This is a genomic window from Agrobacterium tumefaciens, from assembly GCF_009649785.1.
Lineage (GTDB): Bacteria > Pseudomonadota > Alphaproteobacteria > Rhizobiales > Rhizobiaceae > Agrobacterium > Agrobacterium tumefaciens.
The window spans coordinates 1-17,549 of record NZ_WJOK01000038.1 but is presented as its reverse complement, the minus strand read 5'-3'; the positions used below and the strand labels follow the sequence as shown (position 1 = coordinate 17,549).

15 protein-coding genes are annotated in these 17,549 nt (G+C 53.8%); 7 read left to right on the top strand and 8 right to left on the bottom strand.

The features are described 5' to 3' along the window. Nucleotides 1-309: 309 nt before the first annotated feature. Nucleotides 310-618: a transcriptional repressor TraM gene (locus GH784_RS25680; RefSeq protein WP_111789051.1), complete on the top strand. Its 309-nt coding sequence runs from the start codon at nt 310-312 to the stop codon at nt 616-618. Between the two features lie 9 nt (nt 619-627). Here GH784_RS25680 and traR read toward each other — a convergent pair whose 3' ends face one another. The 6 genes from traR to GH784_RS25650 all read right to left on the bottom strand — a co-directional run bounded on the left by traR (nt 628) and on the right by GH784_RS25650 (nt 6,602). Next, complete coding sequence (gene traR / locus GH784_RS25675) at nt 628-1,332, bottom strand: autoinducer-binding transcriptional regulator TraR (RefSeq protein ID WP_111788981.1); 705 nt, start codon at nt 1,330-1,332, stop codon at nt 628-630. A gap of 256 nt (nt 1,333-1,588) precedes the next feature. Further along, the gene (locus tag GH784_RS25670; protein WP_153793950.1) at nt 1,589-1,993 is read right to left on the bottom strand and encodes a hypothetical protein; all 405 of its coding nucleotides are present in this window, start codon (nt 1,991-1,993) and stop codon (nt 1,589-1,591) included. 112 nt (nt 1,994-2,105) lie between these two features. After that, nucleotides 2,106-2,504: a hypothetical protein gene (locus GH784_RS25665; protein WP_153793949.1), complete on the bottom strand. Its 399-nt coding sequence runs from the start codon at nt 2,502-2,504 to the stop codon at nt 2,106-2,108. A gap of 495 nt (nt 2,505-2,999) precedes the next feature. Beyond that, nucleotides 3,000-3,419: a hypothetical protein gene (locus GH784_RS25660; protein ID WP_153793948.1), complete on the bottom strand. Its 420-nt coding sequence runs from the start codon at nt 3,417-3,419 to the stop codon at nt 3,000-3,002. A 138-nt stretch (nt 3,420-3,557) separates the two neighbouring features. Beyond that, entirely contained in the window at nt 3,558-4,364 is an 807-nt protein-coding gene (locus tag GH784_RS25655) for an AraC family transcriptional regulator (RefSeq protein ID WP_153793947.1), read from the bottom strand. A 78-nt stretch (nt 4,365-4,442) separates the two neighbouring features. Next, nucleotides 4,443-6,602 carry a TonB-dependent receptor gene (locus tag GH784_RS25650; protein WP_153793946.1) on the bottom strand — a complete coding sequence of 720 codons (2,160 nt, stop codon included), beginning with the start codon at nt 6,600-6,602 and terminating at the stop codon, nt 4,443-4,445. A gap of 221 nt (nt 6,603-6,823) precedes the next feature. Here GH784_RS25650 and GH784_RS25645 point away from each other — a divergent pair, with 221 nt between their 5' ends. Together GH784_RS25645 and GH784_RS25640 are read left to right on the top strand one after the other, a co-directional pair. Further along, nucleotides 6,824-7,840: a helix-turn-helix transcriptional regulator gene (locus GH784_RS25645; protein WP_153793945.1), complete on the top strand. Its 1,017-nt coding sequence runs from the start codon at nt 6,824-6,826 to the stop codon at nt 7,838-7,840. Nucleotides 7,841-8,091: 251 nt separating this feature from the next. Continuing rightward, the gene (locus GH784_RS25640; protein WP_153793944.1) at nt 8,092-9,129 is read left to right on the top strand and encodes a zinc-dependent alcohol dehydrogenase family protein; all 1,038 of its coding nucleotides are present in this window, start codon (nt 8,092-8,094) and stop codon (nt 9,127-9,129) included. Nucleotides 9,130-9,276: 147 nt separating this feature from the next. On the opposite strand, the gene GH784_RS25635 is transcribed toward GH784_RS25640, so the two are convergent. Further along, complete coding sequence (locus GH784_RS25635) at nt 9,277-10,161, bottom strand: NmrA family NAD(P)-binding protein (RefSeq protein ID WP_153793943.1); 885 nt, start codon at nt 10,159-10,161, stop codon at nt 9,277-9,279. A 69-nt stretch (nt 10,162-10,230) separates the two neighbouring features. On the opposite strand from GH784_RS25635, the gene GH784_RS25630 reads away from it, so the two are divergent. Then, nucleotides 10,231-10,836, top strand: a complete 606-nt coding sequence (locus tag GH784_RS25630) for a TetR/AcrR family transcriptional regulator (RefSeq protein ID WP_246670497.1) — start codon at nt 10,231-10,233, stop codon at nt 10,834-10,836. A gap of 87 nt (nt 10,837-10,923) precedes the next feature. Here the strand turns inward: GH784_RS25630 and GH784_RS25625 are convergent, their stop codons facing one another. Next, nucleotides 10,924-11,577 carry a hypothetical protein gene (locus GH784_RS25625; protein WP_153793942.1) on the bottom strand — a complete coding sequence of 218 codons (654 nt, stop codon included), beginning with the start codon at nt 11,575-11,577 and terminating at the stop codon, nt 10,924-10,926. Between the two features lie 182 nt (nt 11,578-11,759). Between GH784_RS25625 and GH784_RS25620 the strand changes: the two genes are divergently transcribed. The 3 genes from GH784_RS25620 to GH784_RS25610 all read left to right on the top strand — a co-directional run bounded on the left by GH784_RS25620 (nt 11,760) and on the right by GH784_RS25610 (nt 17,392). Continuing rightward, the gene (locus GH784_RS25620; protein WP_153793941.1) at nt 11,760-12,353 is read left to right on the top strand and encodes a TetR family transcriptional regulator; all 594 of its coding nucleotides are present in this window, start codon (nt 11,760-11,762) and stop codon (nt 12,351-12,353) included. A gap of 750 nt (nt 12,354-13,103) precedes the next feature. After that, a complete protein-coding gene (locus GH784_RS25615) occupies nt 13,104-14,252 on the top strand; it encodes an efflux RND transporter periplasmic adaptor subunit (RefSeq protein WP_153793940.1) in 1,149 nt (382 codons plus the stop codon). A 2-nt stretch (nt 14,253-14,254) separates the two neighbouring features. Further along, entirely contained in the window at nt 14,255-17,392 is a 3,138-nt protein-coding gene (locus GH784_RS25610) for an efflux RND transporter permease subunit (protein ID WP_153793939.1), read from the top strand. The last annotated feature ends 157 nt before the right edge of the window (nt 17,393-17,549 follow it).

Below are 17,549 nucleotides of genomic sequence, written 5' to 3'. Positions count from 1 at the left end.
CGTTTCTGCAGATCTGCAAAATGTTTGTCTTTCCATCGCTCTAGCGAAAACAACATCAGCCCTTTATAAGGGCGATCAGGGCAGTACGCGCTGCCTCGAGGTGTGGAAACCTCTATCAGACGGTTGGTATCGGCCGATGCGATACCAGAATCCTCTGGCCATTGGCCGGTGGGCCTGCGACGTATGTCCAGGTGCTCCGGTGCTAAAGGTCGCAGGACTGTTCTGATACAGTTTTCCAACCCCCGGCTTGGGATCAGAGATAAACGTCTGCGGGGGCGCACCGCAGACAATTCTGAGGGTTGGATGATCATGGAAACTAATGAGGCCCCTGTGGCCGAGGCATGCCAGCTCCGCCCGGTGATCGGACTGACGCGTGGGCTGCCCACTGGCGAACTTGAGCTGTTAGCAGTGAATGCCATCCGGCTTCACAGGCAGCTCTTGGAGAAGGCGGATCAGCTGTTTCAGGCTCTTCCGGAGGACTACAAGATCGGTGTGGCTGCGGGCGGCGCACAGCACCTTGAATACATTGAAGCCATGATCGAGATGCACGCGCAGATGAGCGCGCTCAATATGCTGATCGGGCTTCTGGGTTACATTCCGAAGGTGTCATTCAATTGATCTGAGCCCTCAGATCAGGCCGGCGCGAATAGCAAGCGCTACAAGATGCGGCATGGTATGAACTTGAAGCCGCTTGCGGGTTTCCTCGATCTTACTTTTAACCGAGTTGTACTTAACCCCCTCCAGGTCCGCGGCTTCGTCCATCGTTTTCCCGACGGAGATCCAGTTCAGGTAAGCGGCTTCTTTCGGGTCAAGCCAGTCCGGTTGCTGTTCGGTCGGCGACAGCGGCAACAGGGACATTCTTGCGTGTAGCTGCCCAACAGCTGCCGCCGCCGCGACAGGATTGATATCGCGCTCAAGCTGGATTTCGGTCGTGTCCGAAGCCAGCGTAAACATCGATGTCGAGCCGTTCGCAGCCCTGACGGGAATGGTAATTCCCGAGCGTATGCCGAAATCGGCAGCACGATCGAAAAACTCGCGCTCTTCCTTTGAAAGCCGCCGTCGTTCCTGTTCGCCGCTCCACGAAAATGCCTGCTTCAGTGACTTGGCGCGATTGACGATCGGATCGAGTGCCTCAAACTTACGCTTGAAATAAAGCGCTCGCCATTCCGGGTGATAGTTGGATGCGGCGACCGTATGTCCTGGCCGGATATAGAGATATGCGTACCCTCCAAACCCCGCCTGCTCGGCAAAGAGGTTCAAGGCGTCCTTCAAGACAGTTTCATCGCCGCGGAGCGCGGCGAGATCAGTCAGCTTGTCGAGCCAATGCTGCATTTTGATACTCCGTACCAGTTTCAGTTGGGACAGATCACGCGAGGCTCCTTATAATGGGTCTGTTGCGTAGATGCAACTTAAGATTGCATAAGATAGCTTATGGAACTTTCCGAACGGCACTCCGAGTGGCTTTAATTTCTTTAGTTATAGTTACAGTTGGCCGTGGTACGATTGAGCAAATGGCTCCCGCCATCGAAGGCCCGAGCCATTTCCTCGCCACACAGAATTAGAACCTTACCGGAATCCCTGCGCACCCTCACGCGGCTGCCGACTTGGCGTTCTGCGCTAACAGCTTTTCCGCGGTTTCCAGCGCCTCCTTACGAGAGGAAACAAGCATTAGCGGATAGCCCCAGAATTTTGCAAACACTGCGCCAAAGGCCTTGAAGGCGACTCGCTTGGCGGTATTCGGCTCGACCATGATCATCGCCAGAACCAGCTTGCGCAACTCGACCTTATGCTTTTTCATCCAGAGGGATGTGTATTTCTTTTCCTCGCGGTCATGCTCATGGTCTTCCGCCGGAGCGGACTCTGTCAGGAGTACAAAAGGCTTGCCGCGTTTCAGGTTTGAATCGAATTCCTCGAAATCAAGCTTGAAATCATGCTCTGGCTCATGCGCAACGCTGATCCACACGAAAGGGAAATTGGAACTGTCCATCGGCATTTGTCGTCATCCTCGTCAGCAAAACAGAAAATATTGGAAAAGCTAACCTTGCTGTCGGCCATAGTCATTGCGAGATACAGCCATTCCGTGCATTGGTTTTGCCAAAATCGGCTCAGCGCATTCTGATACTGCGCCAGGACGCAGCGATGGCGCAGACGCCGGGAAGTGCGATACATAGCAAAGCCGTGAACACGAGATGTCCGCCGTCCCGCACACCCTCGAACACACCGGCAAGCGTATTCAGAAGCGCAAGAGCACCGCCAAGGATCAGCATCGCCCAGTTGGCGGACGGTGTCCCGATGAGGGCAAGTAGCACCGGCAAGATCCATGCGCCGTAGAACACAGCCAGCATCCACAACCCGCCCGAGTCGAAGGTGACTGCCGGCGTCGCGCCCCGCTCCCTGACGTAATCGTTGAGATAGGAGAATGACTGGACCGTGACGAAGATGACGGCCCCGACCGCGGCCGTCAGCCAGAAGAAAGCCAGCCTGTGTTGTTCCTGTAAAGCCATATTGACATGGTCCTCGTATTTTGAGGCTGACCAAGCCGTGCCTTATCTTTCGATGCGGCCAACATGAGACGACGATTCGAGCGTGTCATTGCAGCCTCTGATCAATGTGTATCGCGATCGTGTCAAGTTTCGACATAGCGATTTACAGCCCAACTGCTCTGGTGTTCAGGTTCATCCAATCTTTTCATTCCGATGGTGAGCCAGCATGCCTTACCCCTTGTTACCGATATCGAGGCACCCCTCCGTAGAGAGGACGGTCGACAACATCCGCAAACAGATCGAAGACGGCGTATGGGGCGGTGGGTGCGTATTCCGAAAGAGCAGGACGATGAGGAAGATTTGGTTTTCTGCCGCGCAGACGATTTGAAGGGGCTTATCTTGCTTCATAGGTTCGCACCCAATTAAAATCGCGCCGATGGTTGACAGACAGGCCAAGAGGTAGGGTACGACGCCAACAGCGAATATTGCGGGATGCCCGCAGAAGCGGCCAGAGGTTTAGTGGAAACATCGCTTTTCCTCGCTGAACCGGACCATGCCCTTCAAGAGTTCCAGAGCAAGGCCAATTGCGTCGATCTCATCCTCCACTATTAGCAGCGGATAGCCCCAGAAGGTGAAAAACAGACGTGCGAACCCGAGCGCGCTCCTTCGTTTTCTGGCATCGGGCTCTATTTGTATCATGGCCTTAACCTGCCGTTGCAACTGAGGCCGGTGCCTTCGGAGCCATTCAATTTTTCTGCGGGTCAGGTTCGCGTCGGAACTGTCACAAGTACAAAACGTGTGATTCGTGATAAATACGAGCGATTGCCGGCAATCAAGCAGGCGCTCAAACTTTGCGAAATCACTTATTTCATCATCGGGCAAATTATCGGCCGCATGAAGCCAGACGATCGGAAACGTGGACGTGTCAAACCTCAATTCCGCCTCCCGCAGGTTTTTTACGAGCTATCCTCGATACGCGACCATGCTAGATCGCCGCTCCGGCCAGGTCACGCTGAGCGCCAGCCAAATGCTTTTTCAATCCAGCCAGCGAGGCAGGTCGGGCAGACTGGCGCGTCAGAATGGCTTTCCGATATTGCGCTCGTGAAGATATCTTCCCGGTGGCTTACCAAGGATCTTGCGGAACATGGTTACGAAGCCACTGGAGCTTTCATAGCCGAGATCGAATGCGACGTTCTGGACCGTGTCCCCGGAGCTAAGCCGCTTCAGGGCAATCAGAATATGAAGCTGCCTCCGCCAGCGACCGAAGCTCATTCCAGTCTCCGCTAGCAGAAATCGGCTGAGAGTTCGTTCGCTCAACCCCACTCGCGACGCCCATTCCCTCAGAGTGGCCCTATCGGATGGAGCGTTTATCATCATCGAAGCAAGCGAACGCAGCTTGGGGGAAACCGGCATGGGAAAGAAGAGGCTATCTCCCGACGCAACTGAAAGTTCATCCACCAGAACCTGGACAACCCGGTCCTCAGGGCCGTCCAATGCGTAGTCTTCAGGGAAGGTCGCCGTCCGCAAAATCAATTCTTTCATCAGCGGCGTCACATGGATCGTCGCACAGGATCGGACCATCGACGGCACCCGCTCCGGTTCTATGAATACCGTATAGCATTCGAGGTCGCCGGCCAGGTGCGGAGCGTGCATGACACCGCCCGGAATCCAGACCGCGCATTGCGGCGGAACCATCCACAGGCCGCCTTCAGCCTCGCAAGTGACCAGTCCCTTGATCGTAAAGATCAGCGCCCCTCTTCGGTGGCTGTGCAGTTCCTTACTCCATCCGTCAGTGACCGTGACCATGCCAAGTGTCACAAGCGAACGTCTCAGCATGTCCGGATCCACGTCGTGGCTTACGGGAATATCGAAAATGGCCATCTTTTACTCCGAAGCTGCACGTTTTCCTAACCTAAACGAGGATACGAGACGAACCGATCAAGCCCGGCGACGACGCACTTAAAAGCTCTTGCTCATCCCGAAGCCGAGAATTCTCCCGCGCGCGACCCCGACATACCGGTCTCCGGGGGTAAAGCCTGCGGAAGCAAATGTCTCATAACGCTCGTCGAAAAGGTTGCGGCCAAAACCGTAGATTTCAAAGTCGCCACCGATATTCTTCCAGCCTAACCGCGCATTCACAAGACTATAGGAAGAAAGGTTGAAGGTGTCGGCGACATCCGCCGAGCGTTTGCCGTTAAATTGATATTGGACTGTTGCTGTCACTACACCATCCAGATTGAAGAGAGAAACCGGCGTCGAGTATTCTAGACCCGCAGTGACGCTCCATTCTGGTATGTTGGGCACTTGGTTGCCTTCGGTGCCGGCGTTGGCACCGCTCCTTCCCAGCTTCGAATGGGTGTAACCGACGCCGCCAGTGACCAGCCAGTCGTCGGCGACTTCAGCTCGCGCCTGAAGCTCTATACCAGACGTCGCGTAGTCCTGATAGGTCGCCGCCAGTGCCATAGCGGCCGGGTCCACATAGAAGACTGTACCGTTCTTAATATCGTTGTAGAAGACGCTTCCATCAAGCTGAAGGCGGTCATCGAACAAAGAAACCTTGGTCCCGACTTCGTATGTCCAACCCTTGGCAGCGGGATACGGTTCATCGAGGACGCCGATGGTCGGATAGCCAAACAGCGGATAGATGGGCGTCGATTGCCCGCGGGAGATGGAGGCGTAGGTCTGGGCGTTCTCATTCCATTTGTAGGCGATTGAGGTGCGGCCGGTTAGGTATGTATCATCGACTGACCCCTCTCCGCTGAGGTTCGGATCACCGGAATTAGTCCCCTTGCGCATCTTTATGTCATCATGGCTCAACCGTCCGCCGAGCGACACCTCCCAGGCTTCTCCAAGGGGCACGGAAACATCGGCGAACAGGCCAAGATTGATGGCGCGCAGATCGGCTGTCATCTTGATCCTACTGGACGGAGCACAGTTCGTGGCCCAGCAATCACGGTGGAGATCAGAATAGGCCACACTGGCACCAACGACCCAGCGAACCGTATCACCCTGCAGAGAGTTCAACCGGAATTCCTGACTGTATATCTTTTCCCGATCAACTAGGCTCGCTGGATCGCTTGGAAACCACGCAGGGGAAATCAGCGCGTCGGTGTTGTCGAGATAGCCGTCGATCTTGTTGTGCTGGATCGACGTTACCGAAGTCAGATCGAAGGTGTCGAAATTATGGGTAATCGAAACGACGCCATCGCCGTGGGTGGTGATGTTCTCGGGCTCCGTGAGAGATCCACTGAGCGGGAAACCGGTCGCATTGCCAAGGACGTAAAACGGGGCGGTGTTCCTGTCACGGAAGTAGCTCCCGCTTACGGTGATAGTGGTGTCGTCCAGGCCAGTAAATTGCAACCCTCCCCGGACGGCGCCGATCATCCGCGCATTGAGGTCGTCGGTATAAAGGCTGTCGATATCGCCGTCCATATGCGTAAACCGTACCGCTAGGCGACCGTTTACGCTCTCAGGGATAATGTTTCCACCCAGGATAAATTCTCCCATGCGATAGCCGTTTTCACCGATTTCGGTTGTGGCCTTGATCTCACGCTCGCCATCGGGCTGATTCGTGACGACGTTGATCCCTCCACCCAGGGAGTTTGCGCCCCAGAGGGTTCCCTGCGGGCCACGCAGGATCTCAACATGGTCAACGTCCAGCAGTGGGCTGGAAGCCGTAATCATGCTGTTTGGAACACCATCCACATTAAAGCTAACTGTACCATCCGAGTAATTGAGCGGCGCGCCCAGCGAACTGACGCCCCGAATCGAAAAAAATTGTCTGCCGACCGTCTGGCTTTGCCACTGCACATTCGGAGCGGTCGCTATTGCCGTTCCAGGGTCGGCTGCGCTTGTTTCTAGAATCTCAGGGTCGATCACCGAGGCACTTAGCGGTACATCGTTGAGATTTTCCGTTGTCTTGCGACCCGTGACTGTAATAGTTTCGAGAACAGTCGTACCTTCAGTGTTTACGACACCGCCATCGGTTTCCTGTCCAAACGCACCGCCGACGGATAGCATAAAGGCGAGGCCGTATGCGGCTACGCACAAACCCATTTTTGAGAGGCCGTGTGCTTTCGCATAATCTCCGCTGGCCAGGTCATCATTCGAAGTCGTCATCTGTGCAGCAATCCCGTTGTTAGATTGGCTGCAGTATTAACCTGACAATTTCAGTTTAGATTTCACTAAACGGACTTTGCGTTTTGCAATCCGGCCAAATTTCAAAAAGCCGATTATAAGCAGATGGCGTCAGTTCACGCCCCTCTATACCAATTGACAGCAGACCGCGCTTTATTCTGTTAAAGTGGCAGAATACGACGGATGGGAAAGAGGAGATACCCATGCTGAATTCTGCGCTTTTACATGATGCTCATGGTCAACCACTTCTTGAAGGCAGCCTGACCGGTTCCCGTGAATGGGAGGAGGTCAACGCGTTCTGTCATCGGGTCTATATGCCGCTTGCGACCCGACCGCTTGTAAAAGGGGCCGACCCTGAATCCACACTGAGAACACTGAAGGTCGGGCAAATAGTTTTCAGTCGCTTTTGCTTCGGGGTCCCGACCAGGGCAGATGATTTCGACCCCAACTCGGGAAATATCATTGTTGTCAATACTTTGAAGGGAGGCGTTCGTCATCCTCTTGGAGACAAGAACAGTGTCGACACCAAGCAAGGCGATAGTTACGTGGTCGACTGTAGCCGGACCGATTACTGGAACGTTGCCGATGGCCAGGATCTGCAACTCAATCTAACTATTCCCCACGACCTTATGGAGGAAACCGCACAGCGATGGTACGGCTTCATCCCCGACGACCGACTTTGGAAAAGCCGCTTACTCTTCGGCAAGGAACACTCCGCCTGGCTTGCTCTGCTCGATTACGCAACTCGATCAATTGATGCCCGGAATAACCGAATTGAAAATCCTTTAATTGAGAAGCGCATTGAGGAGACGATTTGCCTCGAACTGCTGAGGAACTGGGCCGGAAATGCCGATATGAATCTGGAAAACGGAGCCAGGGGCGCAGCACCCCGTTATGTCCGTGAGGCGGAACGCCTTATAATGGAGCAGGCAGACATGGCGCCGACTATTATGGATATAGCCGGCCAACTTCAGATTTCAGCACGCAGTCTATTCGATGGCTTTCGCAGATTCAGAGGAGTGACCCCGCATGAATATTTGACGGCGTGTAGGCTCGACAGGGTCCATGAGGCGCTTAAATCCGCAGTTGTCGGTGAAACACTGACCTCAATCGCCGCTGCAAAAGGTTACGTTAATCTGCACGCCATGGCTCAAAGTTACCAGCTCCGGTTCGGAGAGAGCCCATACCAAACGCTGAAAAATCGGCCGATCAAGCTCTAGCGATCGAGTAAGCTGAGAGCTGTAAGGAGATTCGTGATAGGTCAGCCCACCTTGTCTGCCCTCGCAAGCGGTTTCCTTCCGATTTGGAACAGTTCTTTCCGTTTCTGAATATTGCCTCATCGCCTAGCGCCTGTCTCTACTCGCGATAGATCGGTATGCATTTTGGATCAAACCTTCAGTGCGAGTTGGAGAGCGGTTTGTGTGATTCTTGCAGTGTGCTGTTACGGGGTGCGCCCCGAAGGGAGGAAACCATGAAGGCTTTAGTTTATTATGGACCAAGCAAAAAAGATTGGGTTGAAAGACCCAAGCCCCAAATCCAGGAGCCTACGGATGTCATCGTGAAAGTCACGAAGACCACGATCTGCGGTACGGACCTGCATATTTTGAAGGGTGATGTGCTGAGCGTAGCGGAAGGAAGAGTTCTTGGCCACGAGGGTGTCGGGATCGTCGAGGACGTTGGTAGTGCCGTGCGCAATTTCAGGAAGGGTGACTCCGTTCTCATTTCCTGCATCACCTCCTGCGGCTCGTGCCCCAATTGCAAGCGGCAACTCTATTCCCACTGCGACGATGGCGGCTGGATCCTAGGCCACCTGATTGACGGTACTCAGGCCGAATATGTCCGTATTCGCCATGGTGATAATTCTCTTTATCCAATTCCAGATGGCGCGGACGAGGAAGCGCTCGTAATGCTGTCCGACATCCTCCCAACCGGGCTTGAGATCGGTGTTCAAGCGGGTGGCGTTAAGCCTGGCGACACTATCGCAATCGTCGGTGCCGGGCCGGTTGGTATGTCAGCGCTTTTGACAGCGCAGTTTTACTCGCCCGGGCGTATCATCATGATAGACCGGGATCCTGCGCGCTTAGGGCTTGCACGGCAGTTCGGGGCCACCGATACGGTCGAAGCGGGAGCGCAAGACGTCGCGGCTGAAATCATGGGCCTGACCGGCGGCAGGGGTGTCGACGTCGCGATTGAAGCCGTGGGAATCCCGGCGACCTTCGATATTTGCCAGAAGATTGTGTCAGCTGGCGGAGCAATTGCGAACGTGGGCGTTCACGGAAAACCGGTGGACTTACATATTGAAGACCTATGGATCAAGAACATCAATATTTCGATGGGGTTAGTGAATACCAATACCACCCCCATGCTTCTCAAGACCGTTCAGTCGGGGAAGTTCGACCCTCGCAAGCTTATCACGCACCGGTTTGATCTCAATGATATTGTTGAAGCCTATGAGGTGTTTGGCAATGCTGCGCAGGAAAAAGCGATGAAGATCATTCTGGCGGCGTGACACCAAGGGTCGGATGGCGGTGCAAGGCAGAAACGCCCTGCACCGTTTTTTAGCAGTTCGAGCTGACAGTCTCACTCCTTCGTACTGCCTTAAAAAGAGACGACGGGTCCCCTTCCCTCATCGACACGTTCCAGCGCGCGAAATCTGTCAACTACTCCTGAAAACCTCAATGTTTTCGCTCAGCCATGTGGCGACGGAGCGCGGTGCCCGGCCGGTCAGTTCTGTAAACGTCGCGGTCGTTTCCGCGAGTACGGATTCCCTGAACAATCGATCAATCCCTAATAAAACATTCGCTACCAGGTCGCTTGCTCCGGAAGCGACCAAGATCTGTCGTTGTTCATCCTGTGTACGGTGTTGGTAGATAACGGTTTTGCCCAAAAGTCGCGACAATTCTTCCGCAACCTCAGGCATAGTGACCGGAGACGGACCGGTCAAATGATAAGCACGTTGAGAATTCGCAAATTCAGTCTCGAGCAGGGCAATGCGCGCAGCGGCGGCTACGTCCCTGGTATCAATCAAGTTTACGCGCCCGTGAGCAGCGGTGCCACCCCATGAGCCTGCTGATACAGCGGCCCCAGCACGTGCAAGTATATCGACAAAAGAGGATGGTCGCAGGATCGTGTAGCCAATATCCTTGCTAGCAAGGTGTGCCTCGATCTCCATATGCCAATCAAACGGATGTAACTTCGATGCTGGCCCCATCACGGACAGCTTGACGATATGAGTAACGCCCGCAGCGACTGCTGCATCAATCAACGCGATCTCGTTGACGACCTGTTGCGCGGAAGTTCCGTGTGACAAAAAGAGCCGCTCGATGCCGTCGAGCGCTTCGTTCAATGACCTCAGTTCTCCAAAATTGACCGTCCGCAGAGTGGCGGCTTCTGGCAACTTGTCTGCGTGATGAGCGCGGCTCAAGGCAAAAATGTCAACCTTGTCGCCCAGCAGATTCGACACGAGGGCCGCCCCAACCCGACCGTTCGCACCCGCGATTGCGATCTGTGGCCGGCGTTGTTTTCGTAAAGCACTGGACATGAATCAAAACTCGCTTATCTTGGAATGATCGGTCCAACATTTTTGGACTGATCATTCCAAGATGTCAAGATGGTGAAGATGAGCGGAAAACAGCAGTTTGATGATGCCGTTGTGATAGTGGGCGCCATGCACGTCTTTTGGCGCCGCGGTTATGCTGCAGCGTCGATCGATGAATTGACGGCAGCAATGGGCCTTTCCCGGTCCAGTCTATACAAGCGATTTCGCGGCAAGGAAGGCCTTTATGAGGAAGTACTGGCATATTATAACGAACGCGTTCTGCGTCGAATGAGTGGCGTTCAAGCCAAAACGAGGAGGGCACAAATTCAAGCTCTGCTCCTTGACTACGTGGAGAGCAACCCGGAACCGGGGAAACCCAGTGGCTGCATGCTTGTCAAAGCATGCGTCGAAATTGCGGAGCTGCCTCCAAGTGGCAGAGCCACGGCATTCAAGGGAATTCAGGCACAACACACGCTCTTCAGAACCATAATTACATCTGCAGTTTCAGAAGGAGAGTTGAGCGCGGCCACGAAGGTTGACGCCATGGTATGGCACTTCATCGGTGTACTCCAGGCAATCATGAACCTGCCGCAAATCGGTGCCACCGAGAGCGATTTGCGCAATATGGTCGATTCAGCAATGCTGGTGTGGCCTTCTCCTCCAGAAGAGGATTGGTAACGCGTCGGAATGCATCGTCCGCGATTACCGCAGCAGCACTGATTGCTCACTTTTTCTCATAATGGTGACACAGAACATTCTTTGGTCCTACGAAGTTCTCTTTTTTAGAGATACTCCCATCCCCACAACAGACAGACCGGCGATCAGCAATGAAATGAGAAGGGTATTATCAGGTCCAAGGTGCCCGATAGTGACGGCTTCCGCGATACTGGCAACCGAAAGGATCAGTGAACAAAGTCCCCCAGCCAAAAGCCACGCCCTACCCTCTAAGAAATTGGTCTGAATACCTATCACAATCAGCAGCAACGCAGATGCAACGAGGCTGAAGTAGAATATTGCCGTTCCCAGAGGAATTTCGCTGGATAACCCAATCTGTACCTGCATGCCCAGAAGAACCTGGAAGATGCCGAAGAAGGTCCAGTCCAAAAATATGGCCGGCCGGCTCAACCTAAGCATGATGATGCAAATGATGAGACCCCCAAACATTGAAGCCATTCCCGGCATGTAGCCAGACAGTCTTCCTGACGCCGACGAAAAAAAACCAAGAAGCGCGAAGTCAACCGTGACAACTCCAAGCGCCAGAATTCTCCTCCAGTCCTCACTGCCTTCAAAACGGCTCCGCTGCGCCCGGCAACTTCTTAATAGATGTCCACCCAGTGGTCCTAGGCCCAGCACCTTTGAGGGCGACGGAGGGATTTTCGGCGAGGGAATCTTAGGCTCGTGGCCTTTGGATTTTGCCATTTCTATACCACCCCGATTTTTCTCGACAAATCGAAAACTAAGGACAAATGTTTACATACAAACGGTCCGTATGTCAAAGACCATTTGTCTGCCTGGTGCGGCGGATCCTGTCAGATGCTCCTCGCAGTTTGACTCCGAGTCTCGTATTCTAATAGGTAGGAGCACGCACGAAAGGGAACGGCATGAAGCGGACAAAAGAAGAGGCGGCCGAAACAAAACGGCAAATACTTCGTGCTGCCGAATCGCTTTTTCTTGAGCGCGGGTTCGAAAACGTAACGCTTGACGAGATTGCGACCGCGGTCGGGACGAGCAGAGGGGCGGTTCACTGGCACTTCTGTAACAAGCAAGGTCTCCTTTTTGCGTTGCGCGGGGAATCACAACTCCCTCTGAGTGAGCTAGCAGATGCCCTCGAAACCGAGGCGGAAGGTCAGCCCCTGGAGATGTTGGGCGATGTACTTTCCAAAATCTTATTCGATATGCACTCCGATGAGCGGCGCCGTGGATTGATGCGTCTGATGCTTCACCTTGACATTTCTGTGGACTGTCAAGTTCCTAAAGAAGATCGGGATTCATATAAGGCCATGGAGAGAATCTTCACCAAAGCCAACAAAATCAACCCGTTAAACCCGCCTTGGACACCGAAAAAAGCTGCGTCCGCTGTGACTGCCGTCGTTCTCGGAGTCCTTGAGGAGTGGGCACTGGAACGCAGCGAGTTTCCGCTCGTGCCATACGGACAAGACCTCGTCAAAATCGCCATCAAAGGCTTCCAGAACTGAAAACACTCAACCGACTTGATGACCGTGTCCAGGAAATCGGACGGTGAAATAGGAGCTTGCCTGTTTTTCGCAGGACACCACATTCGGTCAATACAGTGACACGCTCACTGCCTGGGTCACAATCGAAACCATGAAGCGTCTCCATGGCACAGGCTTGCACAAAACACTTACGGCAAATCTCTGGACACAAAATTCGGGCACGAGTTGGGATGTGTTTTGGCGGCTGGACCCACTGACACTCAAGCATGCAACAGTAAGACATCATAAATGTCGCATGATTTTTCGCTCGTGGTAGAGTAATAGTGCACTCCGATCAACGTGCGCAGAAAGCCTCGAGCGGGTTGAAAAGCTTTGCCTTTCAACTTGGCAACTGGCGCTTTGTCGTTGTCGCAAAGGCATCTTTGGAGCGCACTGAAGCGTCCGGTCGATGCGCCAGGGGAGCGCATGCCGGCCATTTCCACGTCTTATAGGACAATGTGACACTGGACGTGAAGGCGTAGCGGACTGGCAGGGGTCAGATTCGGGCTACCATAGTGTTCAGAATTTATCATCAAATCAAAAGTCCGATTGCCTCCCAACATAGAATGCTATTTACATATATACCGTATGTTTATTAAACGGGGGTGACTGGCGTGTCGGTGGGTGGAGCGGTTCTTCATTTGACAGCCGTAAACCACTTCATCGCCACGTCTGAAATTTACGAAATCCGGGCTGCTTTTGGATGAGCTACCTGAGCTAGAAAGGTTCCAAATGGACTTGAAATTAACAAGAGGCTTTGGACAGCGCGTCCTTCTCGCTGCGCCATTGGTGATCGCGCCTCTCGCTGCTGCAGCGCAGCAGCCTCCCCTTCCTGCCGTCACTGTCACAGTCGTACAAGCAACAGATTACACGCTTACCGCGCGCTTGCCCGGGCGGATAAAGGCCTCCACCGAGGCGGAGGTGCGTCCTCAGGTGTCGGGCATTATTCGCGAACGTCTCTTTGACGAAGGCGTCAGAGTAAAGAAGGGTCAAGCTCTCTACAAAATAGATGACGACAACTACGCGAGTGCGACGCAATCAGCCAAAGCGGCGCTAGCCGAAGCTCAGGCCAACTTTGATCTGGCCGTTATTGACGCGAGACGAGCAGCCGAGTTGCTGGCAAACCGCAGTGGGACGGCATCCAATCGAGACAGCACAGCAGCCCAACAAAGCAGAGCGGATGCAGCGCTTCAGCGCGCCCGCGCCCAGCTGACAACAGCTGAAATCGATCTAAACAGAACAACAATCAGGGCGCCGATTGACGGGGTGATCGGCTTTTCGGAAACGACCCCTGGTGCATTGGTCGCTGCACAGCAGGCAACGGCCTTGGCTACAATCAGGACGATCAACCCGGTCAATGTCGACGTTACGCAATCCGCTACGGATTTGTTTAGATGGCAATCGAAAGGTGGCGCCAACGGGCTTGAGAAGTCAGCGATGGCTTCACTGATCCTCCCTGACGGCTCTCGATATCCGCTCAAGGGTAAACTGACCGCAGCCGAGCCCAAAGTAGAGCCCACGACGGGCATGGTGACGCTGCGCGTGAGTTTTGAGAATCCGGGGCAGGTGCTGCTTCCGGGTCTTTATGTCGAGGTAGAATTACCGCAGGCCAAGGCGGACGGCGCTATTCTAGTCCCGCAAAGCTCGGTGATGAGAAACGCTCAAGGCGAGCCATATGTCTGGGTCGTGAAAGACTCGAAAATAGAGGAGAGACCCCTGTCAATCTTCACGGCTGATGGCAATCAGCTGGTCATTACGGACGGCCTTGCAGCCGGTGAAAGAGTTGTCACTTCCGGCTTCCAGAAGGCGGCCCCCGGCGCTGAGGTCACTGTGGAAGTAGACAGCGGGAATCCAGCCGTACAAGCCAACGAAAGCAAGTAATCATGGCACAGTTCTTTATCGATCGCCCAGTATTTGCATGGGTGATCGCCATTATCATTATGGGTCTCGGAACGCTCTCGGTACTTAGCCTGCCCGTGTCTCAATACCCGACCATTGCAGGACCATCGATCGTTATTGGAGCGACGTACCCTGGTGCTTCAGCCGAAACGGTCGCAGACACTGTCGTCCAGATTATCGAAAAGGAAATGACCGGACTTGACGGGCTGCGCTACATCAACTCTTCGACAACTTCGACAGGTCGAGCCGAAATTACTCTTACGTTTCATCTTGGCACTGATGCGGATATTGCGCAGGTCCAGGTTCAGAATAAACTCAGCCAGGCAGAGGCGAACTTACCGGATGATGTTACTCGCCAAGGGGTGACGGTGGAAAAATCGGCCACGGGGTTTCTAATGGTGGTCGGCCTCGTATCGAGCGATAATACGCGCAGCGCAATTGATCTGGCAGACTATCTAAACTCCTACATGGTTGAATCAATATCGAGGCTGACAGGAGTCGGGCGCGTTCAGGTTTTCGGCTCCGAGTACGCCATGCGTATTTGGCTTGATCCTCAAAAACTGAAGTACTATGACCTTTCGCCATCAGCGGTTGTTACTGCAATAGCGGCACAGAATGCTCAGATTTCAGCCGGCTCATTTGGAGCAATGCCCTCGCCTCAAGGCCAGCAACTCAATGCAACGGTAACGGCTCAATCACTTCTCAAAACGCCCGAAGATTTTGAGCGGGTCGTTCTGCGCGCCGATACAGATGGAGGTCTTGTTCTTCTTCGCGACGTCGCACGTGCGGAACTGGGTTCGGAGAACTATGAAATTACCACATATTACAATGGCAAGCCCGCGGCGGGCATGGCGGTGCAACTGGCTTCCGGCGCGAACGCACTTGAAACCGCAGAACTTGTGAAGGAACGCGTTGAGCAACTATCCCGAACAATGCCAGAAGGCGTGGAATATGTAATTCCTTACGACACGACGCCATTTGTCAAATTGTCGATCGAGGCGGTCATCGACACATTGCTTGAAGCGATCGTGCTTGTTGTGCTGGTGATCCTTCTCTTCCTGCATAACTTCCGCGCGACCCTTATACCTGCTCTTGCGGTTCCGGTGGTCCTGTTGGGCACGTTCGGCGTCATGGCAGCATTCGGCTTTTCCATCAACACCTTGACGATGCTTGCGATGGTCCTGGCAATCGGACTCCTCGTAGACGACGCGATCGTTGTCGTTGAGAACGTTGAGCGCCTGATGCAAGAAGAGCATCTGACTCCCAAGGAAGCCACAAAAAAATCGATGCGCGAGATTACCGGTGCGTTGGTTGGTATTGCAATGGTCGTCTCGGCAGTTTTTGTACCGATGGCTTTCTTCGGTGGATCGACGGGCGAAATGTACAAGCAGTTCTCCGTAACAATCGTTTCCGCAATGGCTCTTTCTGTTGTCGTTGCGATCGTCTTTACGCCTGCTCTGTGTGCAACGTTGCTGAAGCCACACAGCACAAAGAAACACACAGGGCTTCTGGCCCGATTTACGGACGGTTTCGAACGCAACTTCACACGTTTAACAGATGGCTACGGCGGCGTCGTAAAAATCGCCACCAAGCGGCCTTTCAGAATGCTGTTGATCTATGGGCTTATCGTTACTGGCATGGTGGTCTTATACCAGCGGACGCCCACCTCCTTCCTGCCAAGCGAAGATCAGGGCACGCTCATTACAATCGTTCAAACACCGCCCGGCACCACAAGTGAGAACACCGAAAAGGTTTTGAGCAAGGTGTCGGATTATTACCGCACCGTTGAAGGCGATAATGTCAGTTCCGTATTCTCAGTCCAGGGCTTTTCTTTTGCGGGTCAGGGCCAGAATATGGGCATGATGTTCGTCAGCCTGAAGGACTGGAAGGACCGCGTCGGACCCGAAAACTCTGCTCAGGCCATCGCCGGGCGGGCGTTCGGTCCACTGATGGGCGGTATAAATGAGGCAATCGTTGTTCCGATTGTACCGCCCCCCGTTATGGAGCTTGGCGACTCCAACGGTTTCACGGCGTTCCTACAGGCGGAATCGGGTCAGTCACACGAAGAATTGCTCGCAGCCCGTAATCAACTGTTGGGGCTAGCCGCGAAAAATCCGATGCTTACGGCTGTTCGCGCCAACGGAGTAGAAGATGCGTCACAGTTCGAGCTTAACATTGATTGGGGCAAAGCTGGAGCGGTGGGAGTGACAGCTGCTGATGTTGGATCGTTCCTCGCAACGGTCTGGTCCGGGACATACGTAAATGACTTCCTTTACGCAGGTCGCGTGAAACGCGTTTACGTCCAGGGGGAGCCACATGCGAGGACTGGTCCCGAAGATCTCGCTCTTTGGCGCGTTCAGAATGCAAATGGCCAGTTTGTTGATTTCTCGACGTTTGCTACCCAGGACTGGGTATTTGGGCCGCAGCAGGTTGATCGCTACAACGCCTTACCGGCGATGCAGATAGAAGGGTCTCCCGCATCCGGATTTTCATCCGGCGAGGCAATGGCCGAGATGGAACGTCTGGCGGCCGAGCTTCCCAAAGGCTTCACCTTGCGGTGGACCGGGCAATCGTTGGAAGAGAAAGAAGCGGGCGCAGGAGCTTTGCCCTTGTATGGTCTGGCATTGGCCACGATGTTTCTTTGCCTTGCCGCCCTATACGAAAGTTGGACGATACCGATTGCTGTCTTACTCGCAATGCCAGTGGGTGTGCTCGGAGCACTCTTGGGAGCCTTGATCGGTGATCAGACTAATGGAGTGTACTTTCAGGTAGGGCTTTTGACCGTTGTCGGACTAACAGGTAAAAATGGGATAATGATCGTTGAATTTGCGCGTGAACGAATGGCACACACCGGAGGAAACGCTGTGGAAGCAGTCCTCGAGGCCGCAAAGCTGCGCTTCCGACCAATTCTCATGACATCTCTGGCGTTCGGGCTGGGGGTTGTACCTCTTCTCATCTCCAGTGGCGCGGGAGCTGGTGCAAGGCATGCGATAGGCTACGCAACGTTTTTTGGGACCGTAACAGGAACAGTGCTCGCCATTATCTTTGTTCCGGTGTTCTTTGTGGTCGTCAACACGATATTCGATCGAAAGAAAAAGAGCACTGGCCAGTCAGGCGACTAACGAAAAGCCGTGCGTCCGCCCTGCGTGTCCAGAATTGGCTTTCAGGGCGGTCGCATTAGAATGTTTACGCACCGAATATTATTCCAGTATTTTTTGATTGCCCCGATTACCTAAGGAGTTTTAGAGGAGGTTTAATATTCTTCAGATTCGATTAAAA